This window comes from Nocardia callitridis, from assembly GCF_039543305.1.
In the GTDB taxonomy this organism is placed as follows: Bacteria; Actinomycetota; Actinomycetes; order Mycobacteriales; family Mycobacteriaceae; genus Nocardia; species Nocardia callitridis.
This window is the reverse complement of the sequence record NZ_BAABJM010000001.1, coordinates 1,169,504-1,193,919: the sequence shown is the minus strand read 5'-3', so window position 1 is coordinate 1,193,919 and position 24,416 is coordinate 1,169,504. Positions and strand designations below refer to the sequence as shown.

Here is a 24,416-nt window from a genome sequence, read left to right as displayed (position 1 = left end):
TCTCAGGTGTGCACGCCGATGCGACGGGCCAAGGCGCGCAACGGGAGTCGGCGATCGTGGTCGAGCAGCTCGGACACCGTGTGCCGAGAAAGGGACTGGTGTTTGAGCCAGTCCTTTCCGCCGACGCGTTCGGCATTGAGCAGCGCGGTGAGCGCACGCTTGCGCTGGCCGGTGCGGGCGAGTGCCACGGCGGTGTCGGTGAGATGACGAGCGCGGGCCGCCTGCGGGAGTCCGCACTCGGTCGGCATGCGCTTGGCGACGGTGAGCGCCTCGGTGTAGCGCTCGCAGGACAGATGCACGTCCACCGATTGCATAACCACCTGGGAGGGGCCGAAATAGGTTTCGTAATCGGCGCGGTCGACGCCGATCCGCTGCGCGACCTCATCGGCCGTCGCGACCAACGCCAACGCCTCCTGCGTGTCTTGCGCGCGGCCCGAGGCCGTCGCACCCTGCAACACGAGTGAGCCGTAGGTGGCCAGATGTTGCGGGGTGACCGCGCCCGAGGGCTCCAGCGCGCGTGCTGCCGTCAGCGCCACATCCCGCGACTCCGTGTACCGCCCCTGCACCAGTAGTTGCCAGGCGATCGATCCGCGCAACGTCGCGGCGAGCAACGGATCGTTGCCGCGTTCGGCCGCGGCCAACGCCGCCCTGATCGCGACGAACGCGGGATCGGTTTGGCCGAGATGCACCAGGGTGCAGCCGGTAACCCAGAACATTCGGGCCAACAGTTCCTGTGCGGTGGCCTCGTCGCTGGCACGCGCGGTCGCGCGCAATTCGGTGATCCCCGAGGGAAGCATCGAGGTGAGCAACTCGTAGCGGCCGGACCAGTAGGCGCCCCAGGCGTATTCGACCGTGCGCCGCGCCTGCGCCACGCCGCCGGGGGCCTCCGGTGGTCGCTCACCCAGCAGGTCGTCGACCGGGGTGAGCGCACGCCGGATCGCGACGATGCCGGAGGCCGGATTGCTGGAGGGGACGCCGTGGCGGCGACCGAGCAGGTCGGCGATATCGACATCCAGTGCGCGCGCGAGCTTTTGCAAACTGGCGATGGACGCGGTTTGGCGCCCGCCCTGTTCCAGCTTGCGCACCAGGTCGACGCTGACGCCCGCCTGATCGGCGAGCTGACGTTGCGTCAGCGCTTTGCCCCGGAACTGGCGGATACGAACACCGATCGACTCGTCCATGTATCCAACCCCTTTGTTACATCCAGGTTTCAGAGTACGACGCTAAATCACCGAAACCCAGCAAAGTGGGACATTGCGTACGACTATTTTCCCGCCGCTTGAAATATTGTTGTCGCTCAGCAACTTTCACAGCGAAGGGCGGCACTGATCACCATGCCGAGCGGTAGAACGCGAAGAAATTGCCATTGCACCACGATTCGCGACCCACACGAGTCGCTACGCCGAAAGTCCTCCCCCGCGATCGGATCCGATATCGGCGAGAGGTAGAGCGATGTTCGAGCATTGTCATACGCCGCAGGAGACCGCGCATTTTCTGCGGCACCGCTATGGGTTGCCGGTGCGATTGCTCGCCGGACGACCGTCGGTCACCACCGGCTCTGTACTGGGCGCCATCGTGATGCCACCCGAACTCGGCCGCAAGGTGCTCGCCGTGCTCGACCGCACCCACCCCGCGCCGGTGATCGCCGAACCGGGTGGTCGTAGCTGGACCTTCTTGGTCACCCCGCCGTTTCCGGCCACCCCGGTATCGATCCCGACCCGTCGTTATCTGGCCGAGTACGAAGTCACCGTCGTCCCCGGCGGGCACTGCGTGCTCTTACCGGAGTCCGACACACCGCACGGTTGGCACTGGGCAGGGGAGCCCGCTCCCGAAGCACTACACATGCCGCTCAGGTCGGCGGTGATCGACGCCGTGTACACGGTGACCGGCAATCGAGTCGGCGCGCACTGATTTCCCAGGGGTACTGCGTTTTCGCCGCGACCGGCTGCTGTTCGAGCCCTCGTTCGGAAGCCGGTCGTGCGTGTTGTGTTCGTGCGTGGCCTGTTCGAGGCTCGACAGAGACGGGTTCGGCGCCCGTAGTCCTCGACAGAATCCGTTGAGCATTCGTCATCGGTCGGTGTGCATCCCGTCCCGCCGACAAGACCCACGTGCGCGAACGGCGCCGGACCAGTTCAGCAGCCGAGCGCTGGACGATGCACGAACCGGCATCGGGCGATGAGGTGGATTCGGTCTGCTGAGCTCGTCGGGCCGGGCGCTGAAACTACCGAGGCAAGCAGGTCGACCCACCGCATGGCGCGTGCACCCCTCATCGGCGCGGCTCGGGTAGATACCGGCTGAGTAAAGGGGGTTTCTACTCATGTCTTGCCGAGGGTGCGCGCCGACCATAGAAGAATGAGTACAGCAATCGATCCCGCGTTGCTCGCGCGGATCTCGGGGGAATTCGACGCGTTGGGCACGCGATTGTGGGCCCTCGGGCGGGATCTGGAATCGCTCGGCAAACAGGTCGGATCGGACGCGCGCGCCGCGGGAGCCGCAGAGTCGCGTCCCGACTCCGCAAGCACCTCGGCCTCGACCGGTACCGCCCGTCCAGCCGTTACCGCACCGACTGAATCGGCAGCTCCTGCTGGTAGGCAACAGGCTTCGAACGTCAACCCGGGTGCGCCGTGGGGTGCGCCAGTGCCTGCGCCGCAGGCTGCACCGCCGCTCGCGCCCGTTTACGCACCCCAGTTCGCGCCCCCGCCACCGAACGCGCCCGCATGGGGCCCATCGCCCTCCGGGCCTTGGCCGCCACCGCACGGTATGCCCGCGCCTCGGTGGAGCCCGCCGACACGCGGTGCGCGTCAGCCTGTGCCGGGGAAATCGCGGGTTACGCAAACTCCATGGTGGCAGCGCGACGGAGTGATCAGCCGGGTGCTCGCGGTCGCGGGTGTCGGTGTGACCCTGATCGGCGTGGTCATGCTGCTGGTGCTCGCCGCACAGGCGGGATGGTTCGGTCCGGTGCCGAGAGTGCTTGCCGGTGCGGCGTTTTCGGTGGGTTTGGTAGCCGCGGGTATCCGGGTATTCGGCCGCGAAGGCGGCCGCATCGGCGCGATCGCGTTGGCCGCCACCGGATTCGCGGGCATGTATCTCGATGTGGTCGCCGTGAGCGCGACCTACCATTGGCTGCACCCCCTGCTCGGATTCGCCGTAGCGTTCGGTGTCGCGGCGGGTGGTGTCGCGCTGGCGATGCGCTGGAACTCGCAACCGCTCGCGGTGCTGGTGATCCTCGGCGCGGCCGTCCTCACCCCCGTACTCACCACAAGTGTGAGTTTGCTCGCCTGCTTGATCGCACTCCAATTAGCCTGTGTGCCGGTGCATTCGGTGCGAGAGTGGCCATACCTGCACGTCGTGCGGACGCTACCCGCGGTGCTTGCCTGCACGGCGTTCATCGCCTGGAATGCCTTCGACAACGACTCCGGTCGACGGCCACTGTTGTTGTTGGCCGCCGCCGCGATCCTGCTGGTCGGATTGGTCGCCACCCTCGCCGCCGTGCGCGTCCGACCGACCGATGTCACCGCCTCGGTGATGCTCGCCGCGGCGACGGTCCCGGCCCTGCTCGTCCCGGGCATGTACACCGGTGAGCGCACGTTCGTCGTCGCGATCGCCACGACCGTCGCCGCCGTACTCTTGGCGATCGTGGCCTGCGCCACCGTGCCGATCGTGCGTGAGCTCGTCCGAGTGCCCGCACACACGACCGTAGTTGCCGCCGTCGCCGGTGCGTTCGCCGTGTTGGAAGCATGCTTCGGTGCGACGAACACCCAGACACTGCCGATCGCCTTCCTCCTGGTCGCGGTGGCCTACCTCGCTGTCGCGGGGCAACGACGTGCCAGGGTGGCGGCAGTCACCGGCGCGGTATTCGCCGTACTCGGTGCCCTCACCCTCCTGGACAGGGCCGGACCGGGAGTTCTTTCCTCCGAACGTCTTTCGGAATCCCGGCTCGGTGTTTCGACGATTCTGGGCGCGCTGCTCGCGCTCGCGGTCGTCGCGGTGGGCATGTGGTGTGCTGGCAGGCTCCCCGGCGTCACCGTGGGCAGCGCCGGCTGGGTCTGCGTCAGCATCGTCGGGCTCTACGCGGTCACCGTGGTGGCGGTATCGATCGGCGTAGCGACCGGCGCCGCCGACGGCTTCCTCATCGGTCACAGTGCCGCCACCATCCTGTGGATGATCGCCGCGACCTCCGCACTGTTCTACGGTCTGCGCCACCTCGCCGAATCCGGCACCGTAGCCAAACTGGCTCTCGGCTCCGGATTGTCGGTCACCGCAGCCGCTTTGGCGAAACTATTCCTCTTCGACCTCGCCACCCTGGACGGATTACTGAGAGTCGCGGCCTTTCTGGCTGTCGGCGTCCTGCTACTGGTCGTGGGCACCCGCTACGCAAGAGCATTCGCAGACGCGAGCGCTCAGCGCGAACACTCGCCCACCTAGCAAGGTGCACCGACAAGATCACCAGGACGTGGGTTGGTGTTTGCCGGTGGGTGGCTCCGGTGAGGTCCTGGTGATCTTGGTGGGTTGGGGTTAGTCGCGGTCGCGGCGGCGGAGGAGTTCGTTGACGCTGACCGTGCGGGTGTCGGTGCTGGAGTGGCGGCCCTCGCTGGGTGGGGTGCGGCGGGCCGAGCGGAGCTGGGCCATCCAGTCTTCGATGCCGTCGCGGTCGGGGTCGGGGTCCGTGTCGTCGCTGTTGTCACCTGTGCCGTTGGTGGCGGTGTGTGACGGTTCGGCGGTGGGGGGTGCCTCGGGCGCCGGTGGCTCGGGGTGGGTTGGCGTGGATTCGGCTGTGGGCTCGGGGGATTGCTCGAAGCCCGCGGGTTGGGTCGCCACCGATTCTTGCTGTTCGCGCCGCCTGCGTGCTTCGACGCGCGTTTCGGTGGGCGGCGATTGGACGGGCCGGGGATGTTCGGTCCTGGTCGGCTCCGGCTCGGCTACGGGCGCCGAGGCGATCGTGCGCGGACGGCGCGGCAGGTTACCGAACGGCAAAGCGACCGAGGGGATGCGTCGCTGCGCATCCGGTTCCGGTGCGGGCGTGCGTGGTTCGGACTGAGGCTCGTAAGGAACCGCACCGTTGGTCCGGAAACCCTCCGCGACCGCGGACGGTTCGGTCGGGGGCGGTTCGACGGGGGCTTGCACCAGGGAAGCCAGCGGCGACACCGGTGGGTTGTCGCGCTCGTCGTAGTCCTCGGCACCGGAATCGGTGACGCCTCGGTCGGTGTCGAAGTCCGACGGTTCGACCGGCGCCTGCACGAGAGAGGCCAGTGGCGACACCGGTGGGTTGCCTTGCTCGTCGTAGTTCCCGCGCTCGGCAGTGTCTCGATCGAAGTCCGACGGTTCGACCGGCGCTTGCACCAGGGAGGCCAGTGGCGATACCGGTGGGTTGTCGTCCTCGGAGTAATCGCCGGTCTCGTCGCCGTGATCGACAGCGCCTCGGTCGGCGTCGTAGTCCCTCGACTCAGCGGGCATCTGGACGAGTGCGGCCAGCGGCGACGGCGGTGGTTCGCCGTGCTCGTCGTAGTTGTCGGTCTCGTTGCCGTAGTCGGCGGTGCCCCGGCCGGTGTCGTAGTCCGCTGGTTCGGCGGGTGCTCGGACGAGTGAAGCGAGTGGTGACCGCGGTGGGTCGTCGTGTTCGTTGTGGTCGGCCTCGAAGTCCGGTGCGTTGGAAGCACCGATTACACCGGACGCTCCCACCATGTCGGACAGTCCGAACGGCACATCCGTCGATGACGGTGTCGCGTCCACACCTGTCGCGTCCATGCTGAACGGTGAGTCGTGGTCTGGTGTTTCGTGCTGGTCGGCGGTGCCCGACACCGCCGCGCGTCCGTTCGAGTTCGAGGAAAGCCCCGTCGGGCCCGCACCATTCGACTCACCGGACGCATCCGGCCGTCGCGGCGGCCGTGGCGGCCGAGGTCCGGTCGGGTCGTGCGCGATCGCGCTGAACTTGGTCGCGGGTCCGGAGGATTCGGGCCTCGGCCTGGTCGGATTGCGGGGCGCGGGCGCCGGTGTCACCGGCGGATTCGGTTGCGGTTGCGGGTCGGCGGGTGGCAGCTTGTCGAGCCGCTGCGTCGGCGCCTCGGCCTCGATCTCCTCGACGGTGCGCGGTCTACGCGGGCGCTTGCGGGAAGGACGGGCACCGCCGTCGGCGACCGCGGGGATGGTCATGGTCACGGGATCGGTGATCGGGGTGGTCTTCACCAGGTCGACCACTTCGCCGCCGCCGGGACGCTCATCATCGAGAATCGGCTCACCGAGCCCGATCTTCTGCTGAATTCGCTTCATCCACGCGGGCGCCCACCAGCAGTCGTCACCGAGCAACTTCATCGTCGCGGGCACGAGCAGCATGCGCAGAATCGTGGCGTCGATGAACAACGCCGCGATCATGCCGTAGGCGATGTACTGCATCATCACCAGATCGGAGAACGCGAACGCGCCGGTGACCACGAGCAGGATCAGGGCCGCCGCGGTGATGATTCGCCCGGTATGCGCGGTACCGATGCGCACCGCCTCGGTCGTGGAGGCGCCCTGCGAGCGCGCCTCCACCATCCGAGACAACAGGAACACCTCGTAGTCGGTGGACAGGCCGTAGATGATCGCGATGATCAACACCAGCACCGGCGACATGATCGGCTGTGGCGTGAAATTCAGTAGGCCGGCACCGTGACCGTCGACGAAGATCCAGGTCAGAATGCCCAGTGTCGAACCGAGGCCGAGCGCGCTCATCAGCGCGGCCTTGATCGGCAGCACCAAGGATCCGAAGGTCAAGAACATCAGCAGCGTGGTGACGAACAAGACCAACGCGATCATCAATGGCATGCGCCCGAGCAGGGCGTCGATACTGTCCTTCTGAATCGCGGGCTGGCCACCCACATACATCTGCACATTGTCGGGAATATCGAGCGAACGCAGATAGTCGAGAGTCGGGCCGGCGTCGTCGGAATCCACCAGCGTCGCACTGGTGCGGTAGACGTCAGGATGCGTGTTCGACCCTCCGGGGAGATCGAATTTGCCCGCGAGCCCCGGCGCCTTCTGCGCCTGCTCCCACACATCGCCGATGGCGTCGGTGCTGTCGGAAACGAACAGCAACTGGACCGGGTCGGACTTTCGCAGCGGGAAGATCTTGTCGAAATCGGCCTGGGCGACCCTGGTCGCGTTGTCCGGCGGCAGATAGCGCTCGTTGATACCACCGAACGCGAGGTTCTTCACCGGAATGATCAGCAGCAACAACAGGATGCAGATCGGGATGGCGATCTTCAACGGATGCTGCATCACCCACCGGGTGGTGCGACCCCAGAAGCCGTTTTCCACTTCCTCCGCGGTTTTGGTCTTGCGGAACCGCTTGAGCCCCAGCATGTCGACGCGGGGACCGAGGACAGCCAGCATCGCGGGCAACACCGTGATCGCGGTCAGCGCGGCGAGCGTCACCGTGGCGATCGAGCCGTAGGCGATCGATTTCAGGAAGCCCTGCGGGAACAGCAGCATGCCGCCGAGGCTGGCGATGATCATCGTCGCCGAGAACACGACGGTACGGCCCGCCGTCATCACCGATCTGCGCACGGCCGCGGGTGTGTCGTACCCCGCGGCGAGTTCCTCGCGGAAACGGCTGACGATGAACAAGCCGTAGTCGATCGCGAGCCCGAGCCCGATCATCGAGACGACCGGTGAGACGAACGAGTTGACGTCGGTGAACTGCGTGATGAACCGGACGATGCCCCAGGCGCCGATCACGGTGAGACCGCCGACGACCAGTGGCAGCGCCGCGGCGACCGCACCGCCGAAGATGAAGAACAACAGCACCGCGACCGCGGGGATGGCCAGCATCTCCATCCGCAACTGGTCCTCGGCCATGGTGTCGTTCAAAGTGCCCGCGACTGCCTGCAATCCGGCGACCTGCACGTCGATACCGGGGATCGCGAAGACATCCTTCACGGCACGGTAATTGCGCACCATTTCGGTGTCGTTGTCGCCCTGAATGGCGATCGAGGCGAAGGTGGCGGTCTTGTCCTTGGACCCGAAGGTCGACTGCAACGCGGGCCCGGTCGTTGTCGGCCAGTACGCCCCGTTGACCTTGCTGATCTGCTCGGGATGTTCGGCGGGCAACCGGTTGAGACTGTCGATGACTTTCGCACTGAACTCGGGATCATCGATCGTCTTACCCGCGGGTGCGTGATAGAGCACGATCACGTCGCTGGTGTGGTCGCGTCCGTATGCCTCGTCGGACAGGCGCGCCGCTTCCGCCGACTCCGAGGTCGGGTCGTCCCATCCGCTCGAACTCAGGTGGTCTTCCAGGCCGAGGCCGTACCCACCGAGACCGAGTAGCGCGGCGACGACGACGCCGATGACGGCGAAGCGCAGCTTGACGACCTGTTCGCCCCAGCGTGTGAACACTAAGCGACTCCTTGTGCGGGGCGAGTGGTGAGCAGTGCCGTGAGCGGCCGGAACGGCTGCAACCACGCACCCTCATCGGGCAGCGAGTCGAGGCTCACCCGCGGCAACGGTTCGCGGAACACGCCGGGGATGTCCTCGAGATCAACGAACTCGAGGGTATCCGATGTGACGGCCCAACTCGCGTGCTCGCGGAAGCCGAGCACGTATGCCGGGATTCCTTGCCCGGCGAGAGCTTCCAGCGGTTCGCGAAACGCCTGGCCATCGGCCGAGGCGACCATGATGCCCGCGAGGCCGCCGGCCCGGCTGCGGTGTGCGATGTGCGCCAACATGTCGGCGTCGACATCGGAATCCTCGTCGATTTTGGGTTTGGCGAAGACCGCGTAGCCCACGTTGCGTAGCGCCTCGACCCACGGCCGGACCACATCGGCGGTGCCCGGCGCGATATTGGTGAAGACGGTTGCCTCGGGTTCGATCCGTTCGGTGCTGTTCTTCGATAGTTCCGCGGTGCGGGCAAGCAGCCAGCGACCGAGCGCGTCGAAGCGTGGGCGGTACGCGGCGGTGGGGCGACCACCGAGGATGGCGCCGAGACCCATGTCGAGATTCGGTGCGTCCCACACCAACAGGACCCTGCGCAGATCCGGTGTCGTGCTGGGGAGGACTTCTGCCGAGGGACTGTCGATGCCCACCCCGCCGGGTTCGTTGCCGTGCGGTGCTCCGGCAACATCGGACACGTCGTTGTCCATCGCGTGCACGCTCATTGCTCGATCTTCCCCCATATGAACTCGGTGATCGCGCTGCCCGCGCGATGTGCCTTGTCCTCGAATTTCGTGACAGGGCGTTCGAAGCCGATCGGCGCGGTCGCGCGCGCGCTGTCCGCGTCGCCGCCCGTCGTCGCGTTCAAGCCGCGTAGCAGCGGTTCGGCCATGCCGACCTCGTGAATGTGCTCGGCGTAATCCGCGTGATCGGTGGCCACATGCAGGACGCCGCCGGGGCGGAGGCGATCGGCGATCAGCGCGAAGGTCGCCGGTTGCAGCAGCCGTCGCTTGTGGTGGCGCGCCTTGGGCCACGGGTCGGGAAAGAACACGCGAACACCGGTCAGCGAATGCGCGGCGATCATGTTCTCCAAGACGTCCACCGCGTCACCGCGCAGCATCCGGATATTGCGGATGTCCTCGCGCTCGATCCGCTGGACCAACTGGGCGAGGCCGGGGGTGTAGACCTCGATACCGAGCAGGTTCAGGTGCGGTTCGGCCTGCGCCATCGCCGCCGTCGCGGTGCCTGTGCCGCATCCGATCTCGATGACCAGTGGTGCGTCACGGCCGAACCAGGCGGCGGCGTCGATGGGTTCGTCGGCGACCTGTCGACCGATCGTCGGCCACATCCGTTCCCACGACTCGCGTTGACCGGGGGTCAGCGCGCCGCGACGGGAACGAAAGCTGGTGACTCTCGGGTACAGGCGTGAGCCGGTGGAATGCCGCGCGGGGCCTTCGACCGGGGCCGGCGCCATCGATGGCGGGCCGGGAACGGACTCGGCGGTAGGGTTCGCGGCGTCGTTCACGGTGTCCATTGTCCAGCATCCCGCGACCGGCTCGGCAGCCGACCGCGTGCTCATCTGCGATCGCGAGGTCACGCCGCGCGTGCGCGCGTGCTCGCGGTCGCCGGGATGGTCTCCTGACGCAGCGGGCGTCCGAGCGCCACCTTCGCTGCCGTGGCGGCGATGGTGAGCAGACCGCGTGCCCCCGCGACCGAGCCGACCACCGAGCGGATCGTTCGATCGGAGTTCTCGGTGGCCGGGGCCCCGGCGATCCGATCGGCCAACCAGTCCAGGCTGTAGCTCGTCGACAGCGGAAGCAGCGAAAGATGCTCGCTGTATCGGTCACGCAGATAGGTGACGTGCGCGCCGCCGCGACGGTAGCGCCGCACCTGACCGTCGACGCCGTCGACGTGGATGATCTGGTCGTGCACCGGCTGGAGCACCAGCATTGGGCAGGTCGGCGTCGCATTGCCGAGGCGCAGTTCGTCGAGCATCGCGCGCAGTGGCGGCTCGTCGAGTACCTCGGCCAGCGGGCGTGGGAGGTAGTCGTCGAACTTCTGATTCGCCAACGCGACCAGTACCCCGAGCGGGGTCGAGCGTGCGGCACGGGCCATGAAGCGGTGGCCCTCGGGGGTGAGTTCGTCGTTGATGATCGTGGCCAGGGCCGGATACAGCCCACGCAGCGCGGCGATGACGATCGCGGGCAGTCCCACGTAGCGGGTGCCGTTGAGCCGGGCGAACACCTCGCCCGGGTCACCGACCGGGGCGCCGAGCGCCGCGCCGACGATGCTGATTTCGGGTGCGTAGGTGGGTGCCATCTCGACCAACCACGAACTGGCCATGCCGCCACCGGAATACCCCCACACGGCGACCTTGGTGTCGGGTCGTAGACCGAGCGGGGCGAAGCGCAGTGCGGCGCGGATACCGTCGAGCGCGCGATAACCCGGCTCACGCGGTGCGCCGAAATTGCCATGAATGCCTTCGTGATCGGCGATGCTCACCGCCCAACCCCTGCGCAACGCGTTCGCGACGAGCAACAGTTCGAGTTGGGTGACGGTGCCGAGCGCCTTGGCGCCTTTGCGCAGCGCGTACGACGGCGAACAATGCTCGGCGACGGCGTCCATCGCGCTCTGGAAAGCCAGCAGCGGACGGTCTTCGGCCGGGTCGGCGTCCAGCGGCAACAATACGGTGGTGATGGCCACCTCGGGGGCGCCGTGCAGATCCGCGCTGCGGTAGAGCAATTGCCATGCGCGAACCTGTTGGGAGACCCGGCCGAAAAGGGCGATCTCGACGGTGCGGCTGCGCAAAATGGTGCCGGGTGATTTGGCGGCGAAACCCTTGGGCGGGCGCAGGAATGGATCCTTGCTGGGAAGCAGGGGCGTGTTGACGTCGAGTTCTTCCCCCGCGCCGACGACATCCATTGTCATGGCTACCTCCTCGTCGAACCCATATACCTGATATTCGCTGGATTTTCGGGCTCGTTACCTGCGGTGGAACGCCGTATTTCGCATACGAATTCGCGCACCCGGTGGCGGGTGACCGTACTTCGCAGCGTAAGTGACCGTTCCTGGGCTCGGAGCCGATCATCGCTTGCTACTGGCCTGTCGGATTCTTCCGGTAGCCGACCGCTACCGCCGGATTAGACTGCCTCGCATGGGCAGACCGGCAGTGTTCATCACCGGGGCGGCCAGCGGTATCGGCCGGGCGTGTGCCCTGCTCTTCGCGGCCAACGGCTATCACGTAGGCGGCTATGACATCGACGAGGTCGGGTTGACGCGCCTGGCCGCCGACATCGCGGGCGCCGGCGGTGCGGTGCGTACGGGGACCTTGGATGTGACGAACGCCACGCAGTGGTCGCAGCGACTGGCCGAATTCCATGCGGACTCGGGGCGACTCGACATTCTGATCAACAACGCGGGCATCTTGCGGTCGGGGCAGTTCGAGTCCATCGACCTGGCACAACATCACGCGGTCGTGGGGGTCAATGTGGGTGGGGTGCTCAACGGGACGTACGCGGCGTTCCCCTATTTGCGCGAGACGCCCGGCGCGCAGGTGGTGAATCTGTGCTCGGCGTCGGCGATCTACGGCCAGGCCGAACTCGCCACCTATGGCGCGACGAAGGCGGCGGTCAAAAGCCTGACCGAGGCACTGGATCTCGAGTGGGAGCGTCACGACATCCGGGTGCTTTCGGTGCTGCCGATGTTCGTCGACACCTCGATGGTGCACGGGGTGCGGACCGGGACGACGCGCTCGCTCGGTGTGCGGTTGAGCGCCGAGGATGTCGCCTCCGGCATCTGGTCGGCGACCAGCAAACGTCCACGCCTGCCCCGGGTGCACTACGAGATCGGCGCGCAGGCAAAGGTATTGGCCAACGTCGCGAAGTACTCCCCGAACTGGGCCGTACGTACCGCGAACAAGTTCTTCAGCAGAGGCTGATCGCTGGCGCGGCCCTCGACCCCGTGGGCCGGGCCGACTTCTGACAGAATTGCCCACCGTAAAGGGGGTGTGCCATATGTCGACAGCCACCGAGTCCAATGGTCCGATCCGGGAGCGCGGGGTGCCGACGCGCGAACACGACCAACTCGACCAGTTGCTTTCCGATCTGCGCTTCGGCGCGGGCAGCGACGCGAAGATCGGCTACGACGCGGCGGCGGCCGTGAGCGCGTGGCGCAAGCCGCCGCGGATTCAGGTGACCGGCCGCGCGCATTCGGGGCGTACGACCGTGTTGCACGCGCTGGCGTTGATGTCGGCGATGGAGACCGGGCCGGTCGACGAACCCGGTGTCGATGAGCCGGTGCTCGACGGCGACATCGTTGTTTATGTGCTTTCGGCCGCGCCGACACCGGCCGACCGGCGGCTGCTGGCGACCTTGCCGCGCGAGCGCACCGTCGTGGTGTTGAACAAGGCGGACGCGATCGGCGCACGCTGGGGGGACGCGGTCGCGGCGGCCGACCAATACGCGCGCGAGCTCGGGGTTGCGGTTTTGCCCGTTGTCGCTTCGCTGGCGGTGCGGACGAGGGCCGGTGCGGTTTCCGACGCCGACCTGGCCGCGTTGCGCGCGTTGGCCACGAATGCCGATGCGGCGCTGACACTTTCGCCCGACCTGTTTCTCGCGCCTGGCCCGGGTCTCGCCGAACGCGAGGAACTGCTGCGCAAGTGGGATCTGTACGGCGTCACCTGTGCGCTGGTCGTGTTGGCGAACGAGCCGAGCATCCTGCCGCAGGCGTTGTTGCAGATCCTGCACGCGGCCAGCGGTATCGACCCGCTGCATCGGCTGCTGCACCGCAGGTACGAGCAGGTCTCCGCGCTGCGCGGTGGTGCGCTGCTCGATGAATTGGCACGACTGGCCGCGCGGGCGGTCCCCGGCGACCACAGCAGCGGTCGCGACATGTTCGAGACCTATCTGTATGGCGACGAGGCATCGTGGTTGGCCTTGTGCGCGGGTCTCGCCGACCCCGGCGTCGCGCATTTGGCCGCCGGGTATCCCGCACCTGCGCCCGCCGACGCGGATGACGCGCTGGCGAGGGCGGCGCGCTGGCGGGCGGTGGTGTCCAGTGACATGCCCCCGGCCGCACGCAGGGCGGCGTTGCGTGTGCACAACGGTTACGTCCGACTATGGGAGCGAATGAGCAGTGCCGGACTCTGACCAGCCGCCCGACCCCGGTCAGCGGGCGGTCTCCGACCGTCCGCTGACCTTGCCCGCCGATCCTGTTGTCGGCGATGTGGCGTCGGCGCAGGGCGCTGGGCTCGATCGTGCGCAGGGCGCGGGGCTCGATCGCGCGCAGGGCGCGGGGCCCGATCGTGCGCAGGGCGCGGGGCTCGACTACACGAAGCCGCCTGCCGAAGTGGAGGCGGTGATCGAGCGCTGGAATCCCCAGGGCATGGCATTGCTGCGGGCTGTGCGTTCGGCGGGCGCGGGTGGGGCGGTGACGGTGGTCGGCCCCGCCGACGCCAATACCACGTTGCTGCGCACCGAACTGGCCCGATTCGAACCGAGGATCGAGCTCTCGGACGCGGTCGCCGACCCGACCGCGCTCGCGTCCGTCGACGGTGCGGCCGCACCCGCGCCGTCGGCGTTCTCGGTGGCGCTGATCCTGCTCGACGCGGGCACCACCGTCGGCGCCGACACGTTGCGCCTGATCACCGCATTGCGCGCTGACGGAATCCGAATCCTGCTCGCCATGAACGGGATTCACGCCTATCAGGACTGGCGCACGGTCCGAACTCGTGATCTCGAATCGTTCGCGACGCAGGGCATGGCCGATCTGGACATCATCCCGGTCTCCGCACGGCTGGCCGCGGCCGCGCGGACAGCGGGCGACTCGGGGCTGCTCGATCGTTCGGGCCTCGGTGCGTTGCACGCGCAACTCGCGGTCGCCGCCGCGGGGACCGGTGGGGGTCGGGTCGCGCCGGTGACCGTGCGGGTACTCGCCGACACCAGGCAGCGGGTGGTGGAGCAGGTCACCGCCCTGCGTTCCGGGGTCGAGGTCGCGCGGTTGCGCGAGGAGCGGGCCACCTTGCTCGCCGGGCGCGATGGCGGTCGCTCCACTGCCATGTCGACCTTGCGCGGCCAGTTGCATCTGGCGCGGGTGGATCTGATCACCGAGGTGGGTGGCAGGGTGCGCGCCCTGCACACGGCGACCAGAAGTGATCTGGACCGGCTGCGCAAATCCGAGCTGCGCGATTATCCGCATCGGTTACAGCAGGCGGTCACCGAACTGACCGGTGTGCTCGATACGGCGATGGATCAGCGACTCGCGGAACTGGCGGCCCGGCTGGACGAGAGTGCCGCGCAGTCACGCGGCGGCGGCGAACCCGGTGCGATTTCCGCGCACACCGTCCTGGTGCGCCGCCGCGACCCCGCGCCGCGCGTCGGTCCCGAGCCGGAACCACGGCACCGGGGTGTCGAAGATCACCTCATGATCGCGCTGGGTGCTTCGGCCGGTGTGGGCCTCGGTCGGTTGCTGGTAGCTCCCTTTTCGCTCCTGCCGGCATTGGACTTCGCCAGCGTCCCGGTAACCCTGTTGCTCGGTGGCGGCGCCGCGGCGTGGGTGGTGCGCGCCCGCGGCCAATTGGCCGATCGTGCACACGTCAGGCAATGGGTCTCCGACGCGTTGGTCAATGTAAAGGCCCAGTTCGAGCAGCGAGTGGCGACGGCACTGGTGGAAACCGAGACCGCGCTCGCCGATCTGGTCGTCAAAGCGAGCACGACACGCATTGTGGACGCCGATCGGCGCGTCGCGGAACTGGAGACTCGTTTGCGCAGATTCGTCGCCGAGCAGCCCGCGCAGCTCGCCGCGTGTGAGCGCGATATCGCCACGGTCGATCGCTGGAACTCCCTGGTTGAAATGGGTAACCGATCGGGTACATAGTGGGGAACCCGATACCGTACCGGTCGTCACATAGCGTTAACCTTTAATCAGGAACTTGGGCGTCCGCTGAGTACCTGTACGCCGTCCAGCCGGGGCGTGCTTTCGACTGGTTCGTAGCGGGTGCCTTCCCGCCAATGGTGGCGCTCGGTGTTTTCGCACTGGTCATGGGCCTTGGGCCAGAAGGTGAAATACCGCAGACCGCCGCCCATCTCAGGAGAGTTTTCATGACTTCAGCGACCATTCCTGGTCTTCGTGGATCCGACGGCAAAAAGCCGACCGAGCACGGCGAACTACTAGCTTGGGTACAAGAAGTCGCGGAACTCACTCAGCCGAGCCAGGTCGTGTGGGCCGACGGTTCCGATGCGGAATGGGACCGACTGACCACGCAGCTCGTCGAGGCAGGCACGTTCAAGCGGCTCGACGAGAAGAAGCGGCCCAACTCCTTCCTCGCGTTGTCGGACCCGTCCGATGTGGCGCGCGTCGAGTCGCGCACCTTCATCTGCTCGGAGACCGAGGAGGGTGCGGGCCCCACCAACAACTGGGTCGATCCCGTCGAGATGCGCGCCACCCTCACCGAGCTCTACCGCGGCAGCATGCGTGGCCGCACCATGTACGTGGTGCCGTTCTGCATGGGCCCGCTCGGCGCCGAGGACCCGAAGTTGGGTGTGGAGATCACCGACTCCGAGTACGTCGTGGTCTCGATGCGCGTGATGACGAGGATGGGCGCCGCCGCGCTGGAGAAACTCGGCACCGATCGGCCGTTCGTGAAGGCCCTGCATTCGGTGGGTGCGCCGTTGGCCGATGGTCAGGCCGATGTGCCGTGGCCGTGCAACGACACCAAATACATCACGCACTTCCCCGAGGCCCGCGAGATCTGGAGCTTCGGCTCCGGCTACGGCGGCAACGCACTGCTCGGCAAGAAGTGTTACTCGTTGCGCATCGCCTCGGCCATGGCGCACGACGAGGGCTGGCTCGCCGAGCACATGCTGATCCTCAAGCTGATCTCCCCGGAGAACAAGGCCTACTACATCGCCGCCGCCTTCCCGAGCGCCTGTGGCAAGACCAACCTTGCGATGATTCAGCCGACCGTGCCGGGCTGGCGTGCCGAGACCCTCGGTGACGACATCGCGTGGATGCGGTTCGGCAAGGACGGTCGGCTGTACGCGGTGAACCCGGAGTTCGGTTTCTTCGGCGTCGCCCCGGGCACCAACCACAGCTCCAACCCGAATGCCATGGCCACCATGGACGCGGGTAACACCGTCTACACCAACGTCGCGCTGACCGACGACAACGACGTGTGGTGGGAGGGCCTGGAAGGCGAGCCCGATCACCTGATCGACTGGAAGGGTAACGACTGGGTGCTTCGGGAGACCGAAACCCATGCCGCGCACCCCAATTCGCGTTACTGCACGCCGATGTCGCAGTGCCCGATCCTGGCTCCCGAGTGGGACGACCCGCAGGGCGTGCCGATCTCGGCGATCCTGTTCGGTGGGCGCCGCAAGACCACGGTCCCGCTGGTCACCGAGTCCTTCGACTGGCAGCACGGCGTTTTCATGGGCGCGACGTTGTCGTCGGAGCAGACCGCCGCTGCCGAGGGCAAGGTGGGCACCGTTCGCCGCGATCCGATGGCGATGCTGCCGTTCATCGGCTACAACGTGGGCGATTACCTCGGCCACTGGATCAATCTCGGCAAGAACGCCGACGCGACCAAGCTGCCGAAGATCTTCTACGTCAACTGGTTCCGTCGCGGCGAGGACGGGCGTTTCCTGTGGCCAGGATTCGGCGAGAACTCGCGGGTGCTGGAGTGGATCGTCGGTCGGATCGAGGGCAACGCCAACGCCGAGCAGACCGCGATCGGTCACGTGCCGACGGCGGGCAATCTCGACCTGGACGGTCTCGATGTCGATCCCGTCGATGTGGACGAGTCGTTGAAGGTCGATGTGGCGGAGTGGCGCAAGGAGATTCCGCTGATCGAGGAGTGGTTCGAGTTCGTCGGCGACAAGTTGCCTTCCGGCGTGCGCGATGAGTTCGAGGCGTTGAAGGAACGGCTCGGCTGATCTTTCTTTCCGAGAGCGGGACTCTTCCTCGAACAGCGAGGATGCGTCCCGCTCTTGTTGTCGTCGTCGAATTCTGTTGTGTCCCAGCCTGTCCGGTCCTCGAAGCGGTCGACTCGCGACGGCTGTAGCGGTTAAGAAGTGATAGCGAATCACTGGGCGAGTGACCTGGTCGACAGCCGTGTCGGCGCGGGTGGATCCGTGCGCGAGGGTATGTCTGTGGCAGCGAACCACCGACGCAGCCGAGGGCGTGCGGAGCACCGCTGATTCTCTGGCAGGATGGGCCGCATGCTGTCCCGGCACGGAGTGCGGCGTTGGTTGTCCAACGCGTTGGTGAGTGCCGCGCTCGTCTCGAGTGCGGCCGTTCTGGCCGCTCCCCATGTCCTCGCCGCCCCCGCCGATCCGCCGCGCCCGAGCACCGGTTCGTCCGACGGGCCCGCGCCCGCCGAACCGACCGATCGTCCGCCCCTACTCACCAGCGTCGACCGCGTGGAGCCGATCAGCGATCAGTGGGTGCGCGTATTCGTCGACTCACCGGCCATGCAACGCACCGTCGAGGTGCAGGTGCTGCTACCCAAGGACACCTCGCGCCCGCGACCGACGGTCTACATGCTCGACGGCCGCAGCGCCGAGGCGAACAGCAACAATTGGACCAAGCTCGGGCACGCCGATCAGTTCTACGCGGACAAGAACGTCAACGTGGTGCTCACCGTCGGCGGACCAGCCAGTTTCTACACCGACTGGCAGCACCCGGACCCGGTGCTCGGTACGAACATGTGGGAAACCTTCCTGACCAAGGAACTTCCACCGCTGATCGACGCGAAGTTCAACGGCAACGGCCGCAATGCGGTGATGGGCGTTTCGATGGGCGCCGAGGCCGCGATGATGCTGTCGTTCCGCCACCCCGAGTTGTATTCGGCGATCGCCGCGCACAGCGGGTGTTTCTCGATGGGCACCGATATCGGGCAGGCGCAGGCACGCGCTGTGATCGCCACCTACGACGGTGAGCCGGACAATATGTTCGGTGCGCAGGAAGACCCGGAATGGCTCGCCCATGACGTCACCTTGCACGCGGACGCGTTGCGCGGCAAGGCGATCTACCTGTCGGTCGGCAGCGGCATCCCCGGTCGCTACGACGTGCCGGGTACCCCGGATATCGACCTGCCGAGCACCATCGGCTTCGGTGGGCCGTTGGAGGCCGCCACGAACCTGTGCACGCGCAGGCTCACCGATCGGCTGCAATCCCTCGGTATCCCAGTGACTTCGCATTTCCGGGAGACCGGCACGCATTCGTGGCCGTACTGGGCCGACGAGCTCGCCCTGTCTTGGCCGACGGTCGCCGGGGCTCTCGGGGTCGCGTAGGACTCGCGAGGTCGATAGGACTCGGCAGCATTCTCGGCGGGGCGGCACAGTCGGATCGTCTCGGTGCGGACGTAGCCGATCTCGTGCAGTGCCGTGGTGAGTCCGGATTCGCCGACCACGTATGCGGTTGCGTTAAGGCGTTACTCGTCGAGGAAGGTCGCGGTGACCAGCGCGGAGGTCCAGTCGAGCTCGCGGCCCGGCCGTGCACCAACGTCGACGCCGCGTCTCGGTGACTCGGTACACGCCGACGTGCGTCGGTATCGGTGTCGACGGCGTCACCCACGCCTTGATGAGTTCGCGGTCGGTGTTCGTCCGCGAGCGGATTGGCGGGGGAACCCTCAGCCGACGAAGCGGGCCACGGTCTCCTCGCTGGTGGCGAACTTCAGGAACAGGTCGTTCTCATGCGGATCACCCGCCGTGACGCGCACACCGTCGACGCCGTAGGGGCGCACGAGCACACCGGCTTCCGCGCTGGCGTCGGCGAACTCGGTGTTACGTTCGCCAAGAGGTAGCCAGACGAAGTTGGCCTCGCTGGGCGGCACCTGATAGCCCACCGCCAGCAATGCGTCGCGGACCCGGTCGCGCTCGGCGACGAGCGCGTCGGTGCGGTCGAGCAATTCGTGCCTGGCCTCCAGTGAGGCGATCGCCGCCGCCTGCGCTACCCGGCTCACACTGAACGCAATATGCACCTTCATCAGCGCGGTGATCACCTCGGGGTCGCCGACGGCGTAGCCGACGCGCAACCCGGCCAGGCCATAGGCTTTCGAGAAGGTGCGCAGCACAACGACATTGGGCCTGCTGCGGCCCAATTCCACCCCGTCGGGGTGGTTTTCCTTCGGGAATCGCGTGTATTCGTAGTAGGCCTCGTCCAGCACGACGAGTACGTGCGCAGGGACCGCGTCGAGGAATCGCGTCAGCTCGTCCTCGCCGACGGCGGTGCCGGTCGGGTTGTTCGGGTTGCAGACGAAGATCAGCTTGGTGTTCTCGGTGACGGCAGCCGCCATCGCGTCGAAGTCGTGCGCGAATTCCGAGTTCAGCGGCACCCGCACGGCGGTGGCGTTGCCGACCTGGGTGACGATCGGATACGCCTCGAACGAGCGCCACGCGAACAGCACCTCGTCGGTGGGTGCCGCGCAGGTGATCTGCACCAGTTCCTGGCACAGTGCCACGCTGCCGCACCCGACGGCGACATGCGCGACCTCGACGTCGAGGAACTTCGCGAGCGCGGTACGCAGCTGCGTCGACTGGTTGTCCGGATACCGGCTGGCCAGTTCCACGGCCTCGGTGATCGCCTTGGTGGCGGCGGGCAGCGGACCGAAGGTGGTCTCGTTGCTGGCGAGCTTGACCGCGCCGGGACGGTCGCGGCCTGGGACGTACGCCGGAATCGAAGCTAGGTCCGGCCGTGTCTGCGCTGTCACACTCCAACTGTAGTCGTGGCGCGTCGGCGTCCATGGCCTGGTCCATGCCTGGACTGCGCGGCCAGGAGTTAGCCCGAGGTGCGCGGTGTCTCCTGCGCGTTCGCGGAGGACCGCAAGCTACCGAAAATTTTCCGGTTCCCCAGCTCTCACGTGCGATTTCTGCCGAACGTCCCGAACTCGCCTACCCTGGATTCATGTCGGGCACTTACAACGATATTGCCCCACTTCGTGGCGGCGCAGACCTCGAAAACCATCGAGTGACCTCCTCGACGGCCAATGGGCGCGAGCGCGCCGGAGCCGCGGCCCAGGTACCCATCACCGTGCTGGAACCGGAGCGCGCCGCCCGCGGCGGCATCGTGGTGCTGCACGAGTCCAGGGAGTTCACCGGCACGTTGCTGGCGCTGATGAGTGCGCTCGCCGCCGACGGGTGGACGGTGGTCGCGCCGAATCTGTTCCACCGATCGGAGTCGGCCCCGGTGAGTCAGGTCTTCGGCGACGATCTGTTCGACGATTTCGACGCGTGCTTCGACTGGCTCACTGGTCGCGGCGTCTTTCCCGACACGGTCGGTGTGCTCGGCTTCGACACCGCGGGGACCGCGGCCTTCCTGGTCGCGACCAACCGCCCGATCGGGGCGGCGGTGAGCGTGTCCGCGCACGGCATCATCGAGCCGATCGCCGCACAGGGTGACGCACTGGTGGACGTCGCACCCCTCCTCCAGGCTCCCTGGCTCGGCTTGTTCGGCTCCGACGACCCCAACACCCCCGCCGACCATGTCGACCGACTACGCGATGCCACCGCCCGCGCGGCGGTGGCGAGTCTCGTCGTCCGCTACCCCGATCTGCACCACCGCGTCGACAACCTCGGCCCGGCCGAGGAAGACGGTGACGAAGTCGGTTCTCAGTCACGGATTTTCGACTGGTTCGACAGTAATTTGCGCTAACTACCAGGCGTTTTGTTATCTCGCCCGCAGCTACTGTAACCTTTCTGCTCGGTGGTTCGAAAGGAACCGGTGCCCTCGTCAGAAGGCTCCAGGAGGCGTGCCAGAGCGGCCGAATGGGACTCACTGCTAATGAGTTGTCCCTTCACCGGGACCGGAGGTTCAAATCCTCTCGCCTCCGCCACACCCGGGAAACCGGGTACACAACTGAATAACACTCGCGGCTGTAGCTCAACGGATAGAGCATCTGACTACGGATCAGAAGGTTAGGGGTTCGAATCCCTTCAGCCGCACTTTATTCAGGAGGCCCCTTCCGGTATTACGGAAGGGGCCTCCTGATCTTTGCTGCGCGGTACGGCGGTCGGTTGAAACGATTTTGTACGCCGCGCTTGCCGAGGTAGCGCGGGGTGATTCCCGTTCTCGACGTGCCTTCCGCTAGGTAACGGGCTGTTCGGTTGCGCTGTGTGGGCTGTCAACCGAGTACTCTTCGCGGAGTGCCGGGTCGGGGTGTGCCGTCAAAAAACAGATAAACAAGGCTGGTAAGGTCCTGCGCCGGTACATGACCGGTGATCTAGATGCCTTCGAAGTCACACCGGCGTATGACACGCTGGTCGCTTGGCGGACAGCGCATGCTGGGCCGCTCCAGAAAGCGACTATGGGCTTGCGGTCTCGGGTGAGTGCGGAGAAGTGTGCGATGCCGAAGGTTTCGCAACGGCTCAAACGGACACCGACGATCCTCGACAAGCTGAAGCGTGAGCCGACTATGGCGTTGTCGACGATGGCAGACATCGGTGGATGCCGAGCCGTCCTCAATAATGTCGACGAGCTGAGGCGAGTTCAACGGCGATGGGAGCAGCGAGACCGAGCGGTTCGCACCAGGGACTACATCGTTGCCCCGCGCGACACGGGGTATCGGGCAGTGCACATCATTGTGCAGTACGACGAGCGTCTGATCGAAGTCCAACTCCGGACGCGTGCGATGCACGAATGGGCTTTCATGGTTGAAACGGTGACTGGTCGACTCAACGTGGACGTCAAGGGCGGCAGGGGGCCGGATGAGGTCCAGAGATGGTTCAAGGCGGTGTCGGAGGCCATGGCCATCGAAGAGTCTGGAGGAGTTGTCAGCGGGACGCTGGCCGCGAACGTGACTACACTGCGAGAGCAGGCGGAACCATTACTGAAGCGAGGCTGGCAGTGAGCGTACTGAATCACTTCTTGCTCGTGTTCGACCACTCGAAGGCGCAGCTGGACGACATCCGAGAGTTCGGGTCGGACGCCGCGCTGGCGATGGCGGAGTACGCCCGACTCGAGCGGCAGCACCTGAACGAAGGCGATCAGATCGAGATCATCTTGATCGGGTCCGACTCGCTCGACACTGTCAAGGTGACGCACGCGAACTATTTCGACGGCACGGTTGCGGTCTCGAAGTACTTCGCGGGCATCTGACCCACGGATTGCCCTTCTCGCGGCCAAGGCGGCCCAGGTGTGCTGAGGCTTTGAAATTTCCAGCTTGGCTGGGTTCAGGACTTCGCTGCGTGGTGATGCGACAGGTGCGTTGAGTCGTCCGGAACAGTGTCGCCGTGCGGTCGAGATGGCCGATCGGCTCACGCCGCGTCTGGATGATTCAGAGGCCATGCAGCACAGGTGATACCGCAGCAGGTGGCGATAATAACGGCTTCCAGAAGATGCTTTGCTGTCGAATTTGGGCGAGCCGGCCGTCTTGGCGGTGGCCACATGCCGTGTCCACCCGATAATGGAACGTGTGTCGGGTGGATCGACACGTATCGGCGGCAGAAATGGGAGCCATATGGGCGACGAATCGACTGTTCATGCGTTCGTTGATGACGTCATGGGCGATCATGACGCTGTCGGGTTGGCTGCCGAGATTCGGGCGGGGGTGCTCGATCCGCACGCGGTGCTCGAGGCGGCGATCGCGCGTGTCGAGCGGGTCGACCCTCGGTTGCGGGGCGTGCAATTCGCGTGTTTCGAGCGCGCTCGCGAGCAATCCGAAAGCACCGGGCCGTTCGCGGGGGTGCCCGCGTTCATCAAGGACAATGTCGACGTCGCGGGGCTGCCCACCGGGCACGGCTCTGCCGCCTTCACCACGCATCCGGCCAAGCGCAGCAGCGAACCCGCCGAACAGTTTCTTGCCCAAGGGTTCACGTTGCTCGGCAAGTCGACCCTGCCTGAGTTCGGGCTGACGGCGAGCACCGAATATGTCGATCGGCCGCCGACGCGCAACCCGTGGAATACCGAACACTCCGCGGGCGCGTCCTCTGGTGGGTCGGCGGCGCTGGTGGCCGCGGGGGCGGTGCCGATCGCGCATGCCAATGACGGTGGTGGCTCGATCCGCATACCCGCCGCGGTCAACGGGTTGGTCGGCCTCAAGGTGACGCGTGCTCGGCTTCTCGACCAGCCGGGGGTGCGGCAGCTCCCGGTCAATCTCGTTGCCGAGGGTGTTGTCACGCGCACGGTGCGCGACACCGCGCACTACCTGGCCGCTGCGGAAAGTTTCCGCGCCAATCCACAGCTGACGCCGGTGGGGCTCGTCGAAGGGCCGACCGGTCGGCGGCTGCGCATCGGATTGGTGCGCCACGACGTACTGGGTCGCTCGGTGCATCATGAGGTGGACGCGACGGTCGAGTCGGCGGCGAAGACCCTTGCCGCGCTGGGGCATCAGGTCGATGAGCTCCGATTGCGGCTCGACCCGCAATTCGTCGAGGACTTCAAGCTCTATTGGGCGCTGGTCGCGATCCTGATGGGCGGGTCGGCGAAGCTCACGCACCGCAGGCAGTTTCGCCTCCGCGGCCTGGACCCGTTCACCCGGGGGCTCGCGCGCTACGCCGCCAGCAACCCCCATCGTCTGGTGCCGGCGATTCGTCGGCTACAGGGCGCCACCCGCATCTATGACGGCCACTTCGACGACATCGACGTACTGATCTCGCCGGTGTTGTCCCAACCGGCGCCGCTGATCGGTGAACATTCCCCGAGCCAACCGTTCGCCGAGTTGTTCACCAAACTCATCGATTACGTGGGCTTTACGCCGTTGAACAACGTGGGTGGCGGACCAGCCATCGTGGTCCCGCACGGCCTCATGTCGGGGAACCTGCCGGGTTCGGTGCAGCTGTCCGCCGCGCGTGGCGACGAACGGACCCTGCTCGACCTGGCCTATCAGCTCGAGGCGGCCAGTCCGTTCCCCAGGATCACCGGTTGAGACCATACGCGCCGAACTCGCCGCACTGACCTGGCCCGAAGCTGTCGCCTGGTTGGGCAGCCGCCTGGCACCGCCCTGGACTACGCCGGTACACCCGTCCATGCCGCACAGGCTGAGCGAGGACAGCGCTTTCAGGCTTGCGGCTGGTCCA

Annotated in this window: 17 protein-coding genes, 2 tRNA genes and 1 pseudogene; 13 read left to right on the top strand and 7 right to left on the bottom strand. The window is 66.6% G+C overall.

Going from position 1 to position 24,416, the window contains the following annotated elements; genetic code table 11:
• Nucleotides 1–2: 2 nt before the first annotated feature.
• The gene (locus tag ABEA50_RS05100; protein WP_345493848.1) at nucleotides 3–1,181 is read right to left on the bottom strand and encodes a helix-turn-helix domain-containing protein; all 1,179 of its coding nucleotides are present in this window, start codon (nucleotides 1,179–1,181) and stop codon (nucleotides 3–5) included.
• A gap of 271 nt (nucleotides 1,182–1,452) precedes the next feature.
• Here ABEA50_RS05100 and ABEA50_RS05095 point away from each other — a divergent pair, with 271 nt between their 5' ends.
• Nucleotides 1,453–1,911, top strand: coding sequence for a hypothetical protein (locus ABEA50_RS05095; RefSeq protein ID WP_345493846.1), 459 nt, complete (start codon nucleotides 1,453–1,455; stop codon nucleotides 1,909–1,911).
• A 441-nt stretch (nucleotides 1,912–2,352) separates the two neighbouring features.
• Entirely contained in the window at nucleotides 2,353–4,425 is a 2,073-nt protein-coding gene (locus ABEA50_RS05090; RefSeq protein ID WP_345493845.1) for a DUF2339 domain-containing protein, read from the top strand.
• 90 nt (nucleotides 4,426–4,515) lie between these two features.
• On the opposite strand, the gene ABEA50_RS05085 is transcribed toward ABEA50_RS05090, so the two are convergent.
• The 4 genes from ABEA50_RS05085 to ABEA50_RS05070 form a co-directional block, all read right to left on the bottom strand.
• Nucleotides 4,516–8,373 (bottom strand): MMPL family transporter, encoded by a 3,858-nt coding sequence (locus tag ABEA50_RS05085; protein WP_345493844.1) that lies wholly within the window; start codon nucleotides 8,371–8,373, stop codon nucleotides 4,516–4,518.
• Nucleotides 8,373–9,131, bottom strand: coding sequence for an NYN domain-containing protein (locus ABEA50_RS05080; RefSeq protein WP_345493843.1), 759 nt, complete (start codon nucleotides 9,129–9,131; stop codon nucleotides 8,373–8,375). Before ABEA50_RS05080 ends, ABEA50_RS05085 begins: the two co-directional genes overlap by 1 nt.
• Nucleotides 9,128–9,880: a tRNA (guanosine(46)-N7)-methyltransferase TrmB gene (gene trmB / locus ABEA50_RS05075; RefSeq protein WP_345494660.1), complete on the bottom strand. Its 753-nt coding sequence runs from the start codon at nucleotides 9,878–9,880 to the stop codon at nucleotides 9,128–9,130. Before trmB ends, ABEA50_RS05080 begins: the two co-directional genes overlap by 4 nt.
• 119 nt (nucleotides 9,881–9,999) lie before the next feature.
• Complete coding sequence (locus tag ABEA50_RS05070) at nucleotides 10,000–11,334, bottom strand: lipase family protein (protein ID WP_345493842.1); 1,335 nt, start codon at nucleotides 11,332–11,334, stop codon at nucleotides 10,000–10,002.
• A gap of 226 nt (nucleotides 11,335–11,560) precedes the next feature.
• Here ABEA50_RS05070 and ABEA50_RS05065 point away from each other — a divergent pair, with 226 nt between their 5' ends.
• The 5 genes from ABEA50_RS05065 to ABEA50_RS05045 all read left to right on the top strand — a co-directional run bounded on the left by ABEA50_RS05065 (nucleotide 11,561) and on the right by ABEA50_RS05045 (nucleotide 18,695).
• Nucleotides 11,561–12,343 carry an SDR family oxidoreductase gene (locus ABEA50_RS05065; protein ID WP_345493841.1) on the top strand — a complete coding sequence of 261 codons (783 nt, stop codon included), beginning with the start codon at nucleotides 11,561–11,563 and terminating at the stop codon, nucleotides 12,341–12,343.
• Nucleotides 12,344–12,419: 76 nt separating this feature from the next.
• Nucleotides 12,420–13,553, top strand: coding sequence for a hypothetical protein (locus tag ABEA50_RS05060; protein WP_345493840.1), 1,134 nt, complete (start codon nucleotides 12,420–12,422; stop codon nucleotides 13,551–13,553).
• On the top strand, nucleotides 13,540–15,279 hold the full coding sequence (locus tag ABEA50_RS05055; protein WP_345493839.1) for a hypothetical protein: 1,740 nt from the start codon (nucleotides 13,540–13,542) through the stop codon (nucleotides 15,277–15,279). The genes ABEA50_RS05060 and ABEA50_RS05055 overlap by 14 nt, the downstream gene beginning before the upstream one ends.
• 224 nt (nucleotides 15,280–15,503) lie before the next feature.
• Nucleotides 15,504–17,336: a phosphoenolpyruvate carboxykinase (GTP) gene (locus ABEA50_RS05050; protein ID WP_345493838.1), complete on the top strand. Its 1,833-nt coding sequence runs from the start codon at nucleotides 15,504–15,506 to the stop codon at nucleotides 17,334–17,336.
• Between the two features lie 285 nt (nucleotides 17,337–17,621).
• Entirely contained in the window at nucleotides 17,622–18,695 is a 1,074-nt protein-coding gene (locus ABEA50_RS05045) for an alpha/beta hydrolase (protein ID WP_345493837.1), read from the top strand.
• Nucleotides 18,696–18,754: 59 nt separating this feature from the next.
• On the opposite strand, the pseudogene ABEA50_RS05040 reads toward ABEA50_RS05045, so the two are convergent.
• Nucleotides 18,755–18,889: pseudogene (locus ABEA50_RS05040) on the bottom strand (HAD-IIA family hydrolase); the annotation flags it as partial.
• A 144-nt stretch (nucleotides 18,890–19,033) separates the two neighbouring features.
• Nucleotides 19,034–20,113, bottom strand: coding sequence for a histidinol-phosphate transaminase (gene hisC / locus ABEA50_RS05035; RefSeq protein ID WP_345493836.1), 1,080 nt, complete (start codon nucleotides 20,111–20,113; stop codon nucleotides 19,034–19,036).
• 194 nt (nucleotides 20,114–20,307) lie between these two features.
• Between hisC and ABEA50_RS05030 the strand changes: the two genes are divergently transcribed.
• The 6 genes from ABEA50_RS05030 to ABEA50_RS05005 all read left to right on the top strand — a co-directional run bounded on the left by ABEA50_RS05030 (nucleotide 20,308) and on the right by ABEA50_RS05005 (nucleotide 24,265).
• Nucleotides 20,308–21,054 (top strand): dienelactone hydrolase family protein, encoded by a 747-nt coding sequence (locus ABEA50_RS05030; protein ID WP_345493835.1) that lies wholly within the window; start codon nucleotides 20,308–20,310, stop codon nucleotides 21,052–21,054.
• Between the two features lie 91 nt (nucleotides 21,055–21,145).
• Nucleotides 21,146–21,235, top strand: a tRNA-Ser gene (locus tag ABEA50_RS05025).
• A 36-nt stretch (nucleotides 21,236–21,271) separates the two neighbouring features.
• Nucleotides 21,272–21,344: transfer RNA gene (locus ABEA50_RS05020), tRNA-Arg, on the top strand.
• 401 nt (nucleotides 21,345–21,745) lie between these two features.
• Complete coding sequence (locus tag ABEA50_RS05015) at nucleotides 21,746–22,249, top strand: RelA/SpoT domain-containing protein (RefSeq protein WP_345493834.1); 504 nt, start codon at nucleotides 21,746–21,748, stop codon at nucleotides 22,247–22,249.
• Nucleotides 22,246–22,497, top strand: a complete 252-nt coding sequence (locus tag ABEA50_RS05010) for a hypothetical protein (RefSeq protein ID WP_345493833.1) — start codon at nucleotides 22,246–22,248, stop codon at nucleotides 22,495–22,497. The genes ABEA50_RS05015 and ABEA50_RS05010 overlap by 4 nt, the downstream gene beginning before the upstream one ends.
• A 403-nt stretch (nucleotides 22,498–22,900) precedes the next feature.
• Nucleotides 22,901–24,265: an amidase gene (locus ABEA50_RS05005; protein ID WP_425577530.1), complete on the top strand. Its 1,365-nt coding sequence runs from the start codon at nucleotides 22,901–22,903 to the stop codon at nucleotides 24,263–24,265.
• Nucleotides 24,266–24,416 lie beyond the last annotated feature (151 nt).